Raw genomic sequence first — 12,433 nt, 5'->3', positions numbered from 1 at the left:
CGTGCCGCGTGGCATCACGCGGCTCGCCCTAACGACTCAATGAGGACTCCCATGCGTCTTATCCGCATGCTGTTGTTGCCGGTACTGGCCCTGACCGCTGTTTCGGCCCACGCTGACCCGGCCTCCGTCGCCAGCCTGAAGAACCTGTTGGACAAATCCCAGACCCTGACCGCGCGCTTCTCCCAGCTCACGCTGGATGCCGGCGGTACCCAGTTGCAGGAAACCGCCGGCGAGATGGCCGTGCAGCGCCCAGGGCTGTTCTACTGGCACACGGAAGGCAAGGCCGAGCAGACCATCGTCTCGGACGGCCAGAAAGTCACCCTGTGGGACCCGGACTTGGAGCAGGCGACCATCAAGAAGCTGGACCCGCGACTGAACCAGACTCCGGCGCTGCTGCTCTCGGGTGACGTGTCGAAAATCAACGACAGCTTCGAGATCACCTCAAAGCAGACCAGCAACGTGATCGAGTTCACCCTCAAGCCGAAATCCAAGGACACGCTGTTTGACACGTTGTCCCTGTCGTTCGGCAACGGCGTGATCAATAACATGCGCCTGGTCGACAGCGTCGGCCAGCGCACCGATATCCTGTTCTCCGGGGTCAAGGCCAACCAGCCGGTACCGGCGTCCAAGTTCAAGTTCGACATCCCCAAGGGTGCCGACGTGATCCAGGAATAAACTGCCGAGAGGTTTTAAACGCTGCCCATGGATCTGTTTCGAAGTGACCCGATTGCTCAACCATTGGCCGCGCGTTTGCGTTCGACCAACCTGGACGAGTACGTCGGTCAGGAACACCTGCTCGCTCGCGGCAAGCCGCTGCGCGAAGCCCTGGAGCAGGGTGCGCTGCACTCGATGATTTTCTGGGGGCCGCCGGGGGTGGGTAAAACCACCCTGGCGCGGCTGCTGGCGAAAGTCTCGGATGCGCATTTCGAAACGGTCTCGGCGGTGCTCGCCGGGGTCAAGGAGATCCGCCAGGCGGTGGAAGTCGCCAAGCAACAGGCCGGGCAATACGGCAAGCGCACCATCCTGTTTGTCGACGAAGTGCACCGTTTCAACAAATCGCAGCAGGATGCGTTCCTGCCCTATGTCGAAGACGGCACGCTGATCTTCATTGGTGCCACCACCGAAAACCCTTCGTTTGAATTGAACAACGCCTTGCTGTCACGGGCGCGGGTCTATGTGCTCAAGAGCCTGGACGAAGCGGCGATGCAGAAGCTGTTGCACCGCGCCTTGAGCGAAGACAAGGGCCTCGGTAAGCGCCAGCTGAGCCTCGGCGACGAAGGCTTCAAGATTCTGCTGAGCGCCGCCGATGGTGACGGCCGACGCTTTCTCAACCTGCTGGAGAACGCCTCCGACCTGGCCGAAGACGGCAGTGAGATTGGCGTCGACTTGCTGCAAAGCCTGCTCGGCGACACACGCCGGCGCTTCGACAAGGGTGGCGAAGCCTTTTACGACCAGATATCGGCGCTGCACAAATCCGTGCGCGGTTCGAACCCGGACGGCGCGTTGTACTGGTTTGCACGGATGATCGACGGTGGTTGCGACCCGCTGTACCTCGCGCGCCGCGTGGTGCGCATGGCCAGCGAAGACATTGGCAACGCTGACCCGCGCGCCCTGAGCCTGTGCCTGGCCGCCTGGGAAGTTCAGGAGCGTCTCGGCAGCCCGGAAGGCGAGTTGGCGGTGGCACAAGCCATTACCTACCTGGCCTGCGCGCCGAAAAGCAACGCGGTGTATATGGGCTTCAAGTCCGCATTGCGCGCGGCCGCCGAACACGGCTCCCTGGAAGTGCCGCTGCACCTGCGCAATGCACCGACCAAGCTGATGAAACAACTGGGCTACGGCGATGAATACCGCTATGCCCATGACGAGCCGGATGCCTACGCGGCCGGCGAAGATTACTTCCCTGACGAGCTTGAGCCACAGCCGTTCTACCAGCCGGTGCCTCGTGGCCTGGAGCTGAAAATCGGTGAAAAGCTCAACCACCTCGCCCAACTCGATCGCCTCAGCCCAAAACAGCGGAGAAAGTAGTGTTCAAGACGATTCTTGCCGTGTCCGCAGCCGGCATCGCTGGTACATTATTGCGTTTCGCCGCTGGCACTTGGGTCAGCGCCAATTGGCCGAAGCATTTTTATGCGGCGACCCTGGCGGTCAACCTGGTGGGCTGTTTGATCATCGGGCTGTTGTACGGCTGGTTTCTGTTGCGCCCGGAAGTGCCGATTGAAATTCGAGCCGGCTTGATTGTCGGCTTTGTAGGCGGTCTGACGACCTTTTCATCCTTTTCACTGGATACGCTGCGCCTGCTGGAAAGCGGGCAGGCCCTGGTAGCCTTCGGTTACCTGGGCATCAGCGTGTTCGGCGGGCTGCTCGCCACCTGGGCTGGCCTGTCCTTGACCAAACTTTGATAAACGAGAGACCGACATGCTCGATTCCAAACTGTTACGTAGCAACCTTCAGGACGTAGCGGACCGCCTGGCATCCCGTGGCTTTGCCTTGGATGTTGCGCGCATCGAAGCGCTGGAAGAACAGCGCAAGACCGTCCAGACCCGCACCGAAGCACTGCAGGCTGAGCGTAATGCGCGTTCCAAATCCATCGGTCAGGCCAAGCAGCGCGGCGAAGACATCGCGCCGTTGATGGCGGACGTGGAACGCATGGGCACTGAACTGTCCGACGGTAAAATCGAGCTGGAAGGCATTCAGGGCGAGCTGGATTCGATCCTGCTGGGTATCCCCAACATTCCCCATGAATCGGTGCCGATTGGCGAAGACGAAGACGGCAACGTCGAAGTGCGTCGCTGGGGCACGCCGAAAGCCTTTGATTTCGAGATCAAGGACCACGTCGCCCTGGGCGAATTGACCGGTGGCCTGGATTTCGAAACCGCCGCCAAAATGTCCGGCGCGCGCTTTGCCTTGCTGCGCGGCCCGATCGCGCGCATGCACCGTGCCCTGGCGCAGTTCATGATCAACCTGCACACCGGCGAGCACGGTTACGAAGAGGCTTACACCCCGTACCTGGTTCAGGCCCCGGCGCTGATGGGCACGAGCCAGTTGCCGAAATTCGAAGAAGACCTGTTCAAGATCAGCCGCGATGGCGAAGCCGACCTGTACCTGATCCCGACCGCCGAAGTGTCGCTGACCAATATCGTGGCCGGCGAGATCCTCGACGCCAAGCAACTGCCGATCAAGTTCGTTGCCCACAGCCCGTGCTTTCGCAGTGAAGCCGGTGCTTCGGGTCGCGATACCCGCGGCATGATCCGCCAGCACCAGTTCGACAAGGTCGAGATGGTTCAGATCGTTGAGCCATCGACTTCCATGGAAGCCCTGGAAGGCCTGACCGCCAACGCCGAACGTGTCCTGCAACTGCTGGAGCTGCCATACCGCGTATTGGCATTGTGCACCGGCGACATGGGTTTCAGCGCCGTGAAGACCTACGACCTCGAAGTGTGGGTGCCGAGCCAGGACAAATACCGCGAAATTTCTTCGTGCTCCAACTGTGGTGATTTCCAGGCCCGTCGCATGCAGGCGCGTTTCCGCAACCCGGAAAGCGGCAAGCCGGAACTGGTGCACACCCTTAACGGTTCGGGCCTGGCTGTAGGTCGCACCCTGGTGGCCGTGCTGGAAAACTACCAACAGGCTGACGGCTCGATCCGCGTACCTGAGGTGCTCAAGCCTTATATGGCGGGCGTTGAGGTCATCGGCTAAATGGAATTTCTGCCGCTGTTTCATAACCTGCGCGGCAGTCGTGTGTTGGTCGTCGGTGGCGGGGAGATTGCCTTGCGCAAATCCCGGCTGCTGGCCGACGCCGGCGCGTTGCTGCGGGTGGTTGCTCCCCAGATTGAAGTCCAGTTGCGTGAACTGGTACTGGGCAGTGGCGGGGAATTGATTTTACGCGGTTATCAGGAGGCCGACCTTGATGGTTGCACCCTGATCATCGCGGCGACGGACGACGAGCCACTGAACGCGCAAGTGTCCAGTGATGCCAAACGCCGTTGCGTGCCGGTCAACGTGGTGGATGCGCCAGCCTTGTGCAGCGTGATCTTCCCGGCGATTGTCGACCGTTCGCCCCTGGTGATTGCAGTGTCCAGTGGCGGCGATGCACCCGTGCTGGCACGCCTGATCCGCGCCAAGCTGGAAACCTGGATTCCGTCCACCTATGGCCAATTGGCCGGGTTGGCGGCGCGTTTTCGTGCCCAGGTGAAAGGCTTGTACCCGGATGTGCAGCAACGCCGGGCGTTCTGGGAAGAAGTGTTCCAGGGCCCGATTGCCGACCGGCAACTGGCCGGGCAGGGCGCTGAAGCTGAGCGTTTGCTGGTGGAAAAAGTCAACGGCAAGCCGCCCCATGCGCCGGGTGAGGTCTACCTGGTGGGCGCAGGCCCCGGTGATCCAGACCTGCTGACCTTCCGTGCCTTGCGCTTGATGCAGCAAGCCGACGTGGTGCTGTATGACCGCTTGGTGGCCCCGGCGATTCTCGAGTTGTGCCGCCGCGACGCCGAGCGCGTGTACGTGGGTAAACGTCGCGCCGAACACGCCGTGCCGCAAGACCAGATCAACCAGCAACTGGTGGACCTGGCCAAGCAAGGCAAGCGTGTGCTGCGCCTCAAGGGTGGCGATCCGTTCATCTTTGGGCGCGGCGGTGAAGAGATCGAAGAGTTGGCGGCCCATGGCATCCCGTTCCAGGTGGTGCCGGGGATCACGGCGGCCAGTGGTTGCGCGGCGTATGCCGGGATTCCGCTGACACACCGCGACTATGCGCAGTCGGTGCGTTTTATCACGGGACACTTGAAGGACGGGACTTCGGACCTGCCCTGGAATGACCTGGTGGGGCCATCGCAGACCCTGGTGTTCTACATGGGCTTGATTGGCTTGCCGATCATCTGCGAACAGTTGATCAAGCATGGGCGTGCGGCGGATACGCCGGCGGCGTTGATCCAGCAGGGCACCACGTCCAACCAGCGCGTGTTTACCGGCACCCTGGCCGACTTGCCACGCATGGTGGCGGAGCATGAAGTGCATGCGCCGACACTGGTGATCGTGGGTGAGGTGGTGGTGTTGCGTGAGAAGCTGAAGTGGTTTGAGGGTGCTCAGGCGCAAGTCTAGACGAACGCCCCCTTGTGGCGAGCCCGCGTGGTGTGGCGAGCGGGCTCGCCACAAAGAGACCGCTCGCCACGGGAAGCCTGTTCAGCTCCAGACACCTTTGCCGGCCAGCTTTTGTCGATCATGCTTGGCATCAAACGCCTGTAACGGCCCCTTCGGCACTATCCCCGTCGGATTGATCGTCCGGTGACTCGCATAGTAATGCCCCTTGATGTGCTCGAAATCCACCGTCGCGGCGACGCCCGGCCACTGATACAACTCCTTCAGCCAGTTCGACAGGTTCGGATAGTCCGCAATCCGCCGCAAATTGCATTTGAAGTGGCCGTAATACACCGCATCAAAGCGAATCAGTGTCGTGAACAGTCGCACATCGGCCTCGGTCAGGTGTTCGCCGGCCAGGTAACGATGGTCGCTCAGGTGCTGTTCGAGATGATCCAACTCGGCGAACACATCATCAAACGCACTTTCATACGCCTGCTGCGAAGTGGCAAAGCCTGCACGGTATACGCCGTTGTTGACGGCGGGGTAGATGCGCTCGTTCAACGCATCGATAGTCGAGCGCAGCGCGTCGGGATAGAAATCCAGGGTATTGCCGGTCAGCCCGTTGAACGCGCTGTTGAACATGCGGATTATCTCCGCTGATTCATTGCTGACGATGCGCTTGAGCTTCTTATCCCATAACACCGGCACGGTGACGCGCCCGGTGTAGTCCGCTGTATCGGCGGTATAGCGCTGGTGCATGTAGGTAAAGTCGTCGAGCGTATCGCCGGTGGCGCCGTGGGCCTTGTCGAAGGTCCAGCCGTTTTCCAGCATCAGCCAACTGACCACGGACACGTCGATCAAGGCTTCCAGGCCCTTGAGCTTGCGCATGATCAACGTGCGGTGGGCCCAGGGGCAGGCGAGAGAGACGTAGAGGTGGTAGCGACCGGCCTCGGCCTTGAAGCCACCTTCGCCGCTGGGGCCGGGTTGACCGTCGGCAGTCACCCAGTTGCGGCGTTGTGCCTGTTCGCGCTGGAAAGCGCCATCTGCGCTACTTTCGTACCACTGGTCGTGCCAGCGTCCTTCGATCAGCAAGCCCATGACTGGCTCCTTGGCTAATAAGCGTTGGAGCCCAGTCTAAAGGGATGAGTTCGAACTAAAAGCGCAAAGACTGCGGGTGAATGATCGATTAAATCGATTTGTCCCGCGCATCCCAGTACTGCTGGGCCAATGCGAAGGCCTGTTCCCGGGAATGGCCGAGGCCGCGCAACGCCAACGCCATGGTGGCGATCAGGGCCAGTTGCGGGTAGCTGTCCTCCACGTCGCCGCGCCACAACGCCTTCAAATGCTCGGGCTCCAGGCTCGCCGGTTTGACGTGGCGCTGGGCGGACAGGGCGGGCCATTCTTCGTCCCAGCTTTCGCCGCCGGTGGTGCCGTAGAGGTGGCTGAGGGTGTCGGGATTGATCTCGATTTCGCCGCCGTCACCTTTGACCACAATGACGTTGTCGCCGAGCAGGCCGCTGGCATCGCGATGCACGCCCTGGTAGCCGGGATGGAAGATGCTTTGCAGGCCGCAACGGGCATTCAGCGGGTTGAGCAGACGCGCCAGGGAGTGGATCGGCGAGCGCAGGCCCAGGGTGTTGCGCAGGTCAATCATGCGCTGCAGTTGCGGCGCCCAGTCACCCAGCGGAATAAACGCCAGGTTGCCGTGTTCTAACGCCGTCTCGACCTGCTGCCAGTTACGGCACAGCGGGATCTGCAAACCCTCCAGCAATTGCTCGGTGTACAACCGTCCGGCCGTGTGGGCGCCGCCGCCGTGCATGAGGATGCGCACACCATTTTGCGCCAGGCACTTGGCCGCCAGCAGGAACCACGGCAGATGACGCTTCTTGCCGGCGTAAGTCGGCCAATCGACATCGACGTTCAGCGATGGCGCATGCAGGCGCTCGCGCACCGCTTCGGTGAAGCCGGCGAGTTCTTCCGGGCTTTCTTCCTTGTGACGCAGCAGCATCAGGAAGGCACCGAGTTGGGTGTCTTCGACTTTTTCGTCGAGCAGCATGCCCATGGCTTCGCGGGCTTCTTCGCGGGTCAGGTTGCGCGCGCCGCGCTTGCCTTTACCGAGGATGCGCACGAACTGCGCAAACGGATGCTCGGCGGGGGTTTCGAGGGTCAGCGGGGCAAAGTCGGTCATAAGCAATTCGTCGGCCTGGGCAGGCCCGCCAACTTGGCGGCGAGTTTGGCGGGAGTGCCCTTGAACAGTTGGTTAAGGTGCAGGCTGTTGCCCTTTTCCGGGCCCAGCTTCAAGGCGGTGTACTTGATCAGCGGGCGCGTGGCGGGGGACAGCTGGAATTCGGCGTAGAACCCGCGCAGCAGTTCGAGGATTTCCCAGTGGGACGGGGTCAACGCCAGGGATTCGGCGGCGGCCAGGGCGTTGGCCACGTCGACGGACCAGTCATTCAGGTCGACGAGGTAGCCGTCCTTGTCCAGTTCGAAGGTGCGCGCGCCTACGGTCAGGGTGTTCATAGCCAGGTGTTGACCTTGTCGTGGTCGAGCGACAGTTGCACAAAGCCCGGGTAATCCACGCTGTCGGCCCAGTCGGGCAGCGGTAAATTACGCGCCTGGCTGTCTTCGGCCAGCACAAAGACCTTCACGCCCTTGAGTTGCAGAGCCGGGTGGCGCAGCCCATAGGCGCCGTCGCCGCAGAGCAGGATTGCATCCTCGCTGCCGCAGATACGCAGGCAGCTGTCGAGGCGGCTATCAGTAAACGGGGAGTGGGACACCACATGTAAAGTCGACATCAGAGGGTTATCACCTGGTCGTAACGGTCAATCAGCTTGGAGATATCTTCACTGCTCAGCGGCTGTGCATTGACGGGGTGCGTCAGCCCGCGGGCGGTCAGGCTATGGTGGCAGGCAAACACGTCGTCGATGCCGAACAGCCCCAGCGCCTGCAGGTTGGCACCCAGGTCTTTTTGCTGCACGGCCTTGGCGTCCTGGTGCGGCGCCAACTGGAACACGCCGTCATCCATGAACAGCAGGCCGATCGGCAGATCGAACGCGCCGCCCGCCAGCACGATATCCAGCGCTTCGCGCGCGCTCGGCCCGGACCACGGGGCCTGGCGGCTGATCACCAGCAAGGATTTGGACATGTCATGGCCCTCCAAAACAAATCAGGCGGTCGGCGGTCTGGGTAGCGTCATGCAATTGCCCCAGGCCCGACAGCGCCCACGGTGCATCCAGGTTGACCGCGCTGCGTTGGTAGCGGGTGGCTTCTTCGCTGTTGAGCACGCCACGGCGCAGGGCGGCGGCGATGCACACCACGCCGTCAAGCTGGTGCGTGCTGACAAACTCACGCCATTGGCGAGCGATGTCTTGCTCATCCTGGGGGGTGACGATGTTGTTGGCGGCGCTGTACACGCCGTCCTGATAAAAAAACAGCCGCACAATCTCATGCCCGCCCGCCAGCGCCGCCTGGGCGAACAGCAGGGCGCGGCGCGAGGAGGGCGCGTGGGCGGCGGAAAACAGGGCAATCGCGAACTTCATGGAACACTCGGCAAGCAAACGTGGGCCAATGATAAAGCCGCCGCCGCGAAAAAGCCCGCCGTGATCAAAACGGTCACTGCCGGTGATCGTTCTGACGATTGCCGATCAAGGCCAACGCTGTCTACGCTGTGGGTATTCGAATCGGAAATGGAGTCTCCATGTCAGGTCCCTTGGCGTCCCTCAAAGTGTTGGATTTTTCCACCTTGCTGCCCGGCCCGTTTGCCTCGCTGATGCTGGCGGACATGGGCGCCGAGGTGTTGCGCATCGAATCGCCCACGCGCATGGACCTGCTGCGCGTACTGCCGCCCCATGACCAGGGCACTTCGGCCAGCCACGCTTACCTCAATCGCAACAAGCGCAGCCTGGCCCTCGATTTGAAGCAGGCCCAAGCGCTGGAAATTGTGCGGACGTTGGTCAAGGACTACGACATCGTCCTGGAGCAGTTTCGACCCGGCGTGATGGAACGCCTGGGCCTGGGGTATGAGGCGTTGAAGGCGATCAACCCCAAGCTGATTTATGTATCAATCACCGGCTACGGCCAGACTGGTCCCTATAAGGACCGTGCCGGGCACGATATCAACTACCTGGCGCTCGCTGGCGTTGCCAGTCACACCGGCCGTCAGGGCAGCGGGCCATTGCCGCTGGGCGTGCAGTTGGCAGATGTTGCAGGGGGTTCGCTGCACGCGGTGGTGGGCCTGCTCGCGGCGGTCATCGCTCGACAGCAGACCGGCGTCGGCCAATACCTGGATGTGAGCATGACCGATTGTTCATTCAGCCTGAACGCGATGGCCGGCGCAGGTTACCTGGCCTGTGGGGTGGAGCCGGGTTGGGAAACCCATGTGCTCAACGGTGGCAGCTTCTACGATTACTACCGTTCCCGCGATGGGCGCTGGATGTCGGTCGGCAGCCTGGAGCCTGCGTTTATGCAGCAGCTGTGCGCGGCGCTGGGGCGGCCGGAGTTGGCGGCGCAGGGCTTGTCGCAAAAGCCTGAGCAGCAAAAAGCCCTCAAGCAGGCGCTGCAGGTCGAATTTGAGAAACGTAGCTTCGAGGAGTTGTGCGCATTGTTTGCCGGGGTGGATGCGTGCGTCGAGCCGGTCTTGCGCCTGAGCGAAGCCGTGGAGCATCCGCAGTTGAAAGCGCGGGAATTGGTCAGCCAGGTGCCCCGGGGTGATGGCTCGACCCAGGCGCAGATCGCCTGCCCGCTTAAATTCTCGGAGGGCCTGCCAAAGCCCCGGCATATTGGCGTTGCCGTGGGCGCGCACAGTGATGAAGTGCTGGGTGAGCTGGGGTTTAGTGTTCAGCGGATAGCGGATTTGCGGCAGATCAAGGTTGTCGGGTGACTTGCTCCCGATGAGGCCCTAACAGGCACCGAAAATTTCACTCGACGCGGGTTTCGCCGCTGAACACCAAGGTTTGCCGACAACGCCTGCATAAATACCGCCGCCCCTGGCTCACCATCCCATGGCGCTGTGACGAAAACGGGAAGTCGCTGTCGGCGCACGGGCAGCGGTAGATGTAGCGGGTCACCTGACGGCGTTTGATTTCATAGGTATGGCATCGGTCCGGCGGTAATTCATAAACCCCGCGCATGATCAGTTGCCACTCCTCGCCATGGGGCTGGATACGTTCGCCAAACAATTGATGGGCAATCAGGTGCGCCACTTCATGGGCCACGGTCTGTTTCAGGAAGTGTTGGCTGTTTTCACGGTACAACTGTGGGTTGAAGCGCAGCAGGTTCTCGTGCAAATGCGCGACACCGGCCTTCTGGCCCCGTAGCTTGAGGCTGACCTGGGGGCGTTTGAAGCTTCGTTTGAAAAAGGATTCTGCTTGTAGGAAACACTCTTCGACGCGGGTATTGAGTTGCTCGGGCATGCTGTACAAATCTCCAGAGGTGCCCAGTATGCCGCAAAGCCGGGTGTTTCCGAATCTGTCAGGCGCCGAATGGTCATGCATCACGCACAAAGCCACCTTGCGGTGGCCTTGCCTCAGGGTGGAAACGGCTTAGCTGGTGTAGATCGGGCCTACGCCCAGGCCCCAGACGATCACGGTAAACGCCATGATAGCCACCAGTACCACCAGGCCCACGGCCAGCACCGAGCTGGAAAACAGGAAGCCTTCGTCCGGGTCGATGCTCATGAAGGTCGGCAAACCCACATAAAGCAGGTACACCGTGTAACAAATGGCCGCCGTACCGACGACCATTCCCAGCCACATATGCGGGTAGAGCGCCGCCAGTCCGCCGATAAACAGCGGTGTCGCGGTGTAGGTGGCAAAGGCCACGCACCGCGCCATGCTGGGGCAGGCGTCGTAGGTTCGGGCCATCCAGTGAATGAACGCGCCCATCACCGCTACGCCGCCGAGCATGGCTGCGTATGACATGAGCGTCATCCACAGCGCGCTTTCCTGCGTCAGCATGACCGGGGAGCGGTTGCCGATGACCCAGCCGACCTGGGTGGTACCGATAAAGGCTGATACGGCGGGGATCGCCGCGAGAATCAGCGTGTGAGTGAGGTACATGTGGCCGATGCTTTCTTCTTTATCGCCACGAATTTCCCGCCATTCCTGGTCGGGATGGGTAAAAAGCCCCACGACGTGATGGATCATGCCAGTCACTCCTGTCGTTATTACCATCGCCCCCCATCGGAGCGCCCACGGGCCAAATGGCCTGAAAGGTCTGGATAGATATGTGCGACCTCATGTCGCAGTATAGGAAGTGATGACCGGAAAAACTGTAGGGCCTTAGAGCAAATTGCGCTGTAAACATGGGCCCTAATCGCGCGCAGGTCTGTCACATCCCTTGTAGAAGCCGGGTTGCCGGCGAGGGCATCACCTCGGTGTACCTGATGAGCCGAGTCGCCTGCATCGCCAGCAGGCTGGCTCCTGCATTGGATCGCCGTCGCCCATTGCCGTATTTTTGCGTAAAATACCGCGCTTTTCGTCACACACCTCTAGCGGATCCAAGCGCCATGGGCACTCTTACGGTCAACCAGAACAAACTGCAAAAACGCCTGCGTCGCCTGGCCGGTGAAGCGGTCGCTGATTTCAACATGATCGAAGACGGCGACAGGGTCATGGTCTGCCTCTCAGGCGGCAAAGACAGCTATACGATGCTCGATGTGCTGCTGCACCTGCAAAAGGTCGCGCCGATCAAGTTCGAGATCGTTGCCGTCAACATGGACCAGAAACAGCCAGGCTTTCCCGAAGGCGTGCTGCCGGCCTACTTGAAAGCGTTGGGCGTCGAGTACCACATTGTCGAGAAAGACACTTACTCGGTGGTCAAGGAGCTGATCCCGGAGGGCAAGACCACCTGCTCGCTGTGTTCGCGCCTGCGCCGTGGCACGCTCTACACCTTTGCCGATGAGATCGGTGCGACCAAGATGGCCCTGGGTCACCACCGGGATGACATCGTCGAGACCTTTTTCCTCAATATGTTCTTCAACGGTGCCCTCAAGGCCATGCCGCCCAAGCTTCGTGCCGATGACGGGCGCAACGTGGTGATTCGCCCGCTGGCGTATTGCAACGAGAAAGACATCCAGGCCTATTCCGACTTCAAGCAATTCCCGATCATCCCGTGCAACCTCTGCGGTTCCCAGGAAAACCTGCAGCGCCAGGTGGTCAAGGAGATGCTGCTGGATTGGGAGCGCAAGACCCCAGGGCGCACCGAAAGCATCTTCCGCAGCCTGCAGAACGTGATGCCGTCGCAGTTGGCTGACCGAAGCCTGTTTGACTTCACTAGCCTGCGTATCGACGAAGCGGCGGCTTCGCGCTTCGTCAGCGTAGTGAACCTCTAACGCTGTTCAACGCTCTGAAAGACGGCGCTCACG

Annotated in this window: 15 protein-coding genes; 7 read left to right on the top strand and 8 right to left on the bottom strand. The window is 61.1% G+C overall.

Annotation, left to right across the window (positions count from 1 at the left end; all coding sequences use genetic code 11):
• Nucleotides 1–51 precede the first annotated feature (51 nt).
• The 5 genes from lolA to cysG are packed head-to-tail and all read left to right on the top strand — an operon-like array spanning nt 52 to nt 5,091.
• The gene (gene lolA / locus ACR52_RS20190) at nt 52–675 is read left to right on the top strand and encodes an outer membrane lipoprotein chaperone LolA (RefSeq protein WP_048728525.1); all 624 of its coding nucleotides are present in this window, start codon (nt 52–54) and stop codon (nt 673–675) included.
• A 27-nt stretch (nt 676–702) separates the two neighbouring features.
• A complete protein-coding gene (locus tag ACR52_RS20185) occupies nt 703–2,025 on the top strand; it encodes a replication-associated recombination protein A (RefSeq protein ID WP_048728521.1) in 1,323 nt (440 codons plus the stop codon).
• On the top strand, nt 2,025–2,399 hold the full coding sequence (crcB, locus tag ACR52_RS20180) for a fluoride efflux transporter CrcB (protein WP_048728518.1): 375 nt from the start codon (nt 2,025–2,027) through the stop codon (nt 2,397–2,399). The genes ACR52_RS20185 and crcB overlap by 1 nt, the downstream gene beginning before the upstream one ends.
• Nucleotides 2,400–2,415: 16 nt before the next feature.
• On the top strand, nt 2,416–3,696 hold the full coding sequence (gene serS, locus ACR52_RS20175; RefSeq protein ID WP_048728515.1) for a serine--tRNA ligase: 1,281 nt from the start codon (nt 2,416–2,418) through the stop codon (nt 3,694–3,696).
• Nucleotides 3,697–5,091, top strand: a complete 1,395-nt coding sequence (cysG, locus tag ACR52_RS20170) for a siroheme synthase CysG (RefSeq protein WP_048728512.1) — start codon at nt 3,697–3,699, stop codon at nt 5,089–5,091.
• 81 nt (nt 5,092–5,172) lie between these two features.
• Here cysG and ACR52_RS20165 read toward each other — a convergent pair whose 3' ends face one another.
• From ACR52_RS20165 to tusD, 6 genes are all read right to left on the bottom strand, one after another.
• Nucleotides 5,173–6,168: a glutathione S-transferase family protein gene (locus tag ACR52_RS20165; protein ID WP_048728511.1), complete on the bottom strand. Its 996-nt coding sequence runs from the start codon at nt 6,166–6,168 to the stop codon at nt 5,173–5,175.
• A gap of 88 nt (nt 6,169–6,256) precedes the next feature.
• Complete coding sequence (locus ACR52_RS20160; protein ID WP_173439308.1) at nt 6,257–7,240, bottom strand: glycosyl transferase family protein; 984 nt, start codon at nt 7,238–7,240, stop codon at nt 6,257–6,259.
• Between the two features lie 14 nt (nt 7,241–7,254).
• Nucleotides 7,255–7,590: a TusE/DsrC/DsvC family sulfur relay protein gene (locus ACR52_RS20155; protein WP_048728503.1), complete on the bottom strand. Its 336-nt coding sequence runs from the start codon at nt 7,588–7,590 to the stop codon at nt 7,255–7,257.
• Complete coding sequence (gene tusB / locus ACR52_RS20150; RefSeq protein ID WP_048728500.1) at nt 7,587–7,865, bottom strand: sulfurtransferase complex subunit TusB; 279 nt, start codon at nt 7,863–7,865, stop codon at nt 7,587–7,589. The genes ACR52_RS20155 and tusB overlap by 4 nt, the downstream gene beginning before the upstream one ends.
• Complete coding sequence (tusC, locus tag ACR52_RS20145; RefSeq protein ID WP_048728498.1) at nt 7,865–8,215, bottom strand: sulfurtransferase complex subunit TusC; 351 nt, start codon at nt 8,213–8,215, stop codon at nt 7,865–7,867. The genes tusB and tusC overlap by 1 nt, the downstream gene beginning before the upstream one ends.
• A 1-nt stretch (nt 8,216) precedes the next feature.
• Nucleotides 8,217–8,609 (bottom strand): sulfurtransferase complex subunit TusD, encoded by a 393-nt coding sequence (gene tusD, locus ACR52_RS20140; RefSeq protein ID WP_048728496.1) that lies wholly within the window; start codon nt 8,607–8,609, stop codon nt 8,217–8,219.
• A 158-nt stretch (nt 8,610–8,767) separates the two neighbouring features.
• On the opposite strand from tusD, the gene ACR52_RS20135 reads away from it, so the two are divergent.
• The gene (locus ACR52_RS20135) at nt 8,768–9,949 is read left to right on the top strand and encodes a CaiB/BaiF CoA transferase family protein (RefSeq protein ID WP_048728494.1); all 1,182 of its coding nucleotides are present in this window, start codon (nt 8,768–8,770) and stop codon (nt 9,947–9,949) included.
• 37 nt (nt 9,950–9,986) lie between these two features.
• On the opposite strand, the gene ACR52_RS20130 is transcribed toward ACR52_RS20135, so the two are convergent.
• A complete protein-coding gene (locus ACR52_RS20130) occupies nt 9,987–10,481 on the bottom strand; it encodes a SprT family zinc-dependent metalloprotease (protein ID WP_048728492.1) in 495 nt (164 codons plus the stop codon).
• A gap of 129 nt (nt 10,482–10,610) precedes the next feature.
• Entirely contained in the window at nt 10,611–11,213 is a 603-nt protein-coding gene (locus ACR52_RS20125) for a Yip1 family protein (RefSeq protein WP_048728490.1), read from the bottom strand.
• Nucleotides 11,214–11,575: 362 nt separating this feature from the next.
• On the opposite strand from ACR52_RS20125, the gene ttcA reads away from it, so the two are divergent.
• A complete protein-coding gene (gene ttcA / locus ACR52_RS20120) occupies nt 11,576–12,400 on the top strand; it encodes a tRNA 2-thiocytidine(32) synthetase TtcA (protein ID WP_048728487.1) in 825 nt (274 codons plus the stop codon).
• Nucleotides 12,401–12,433: the final 33 nt, after the last annotated feature.

This window comes from Pseudomonas fildesensis, from assembly GCF_001050345.1.
Classification (GTDB): domain Bacteria; phylum Pseudomonadota; class Gammaproteobacteria; order Pseudomonadales; family Pseudomonadaceae; genus Aquipseudomonas; species Aquipseudomonas fildesensis.
Note: the sequence above shows the minus strand (reverse complement) of the source record. Positions and strands in the feature narration are given on the sequence as shown.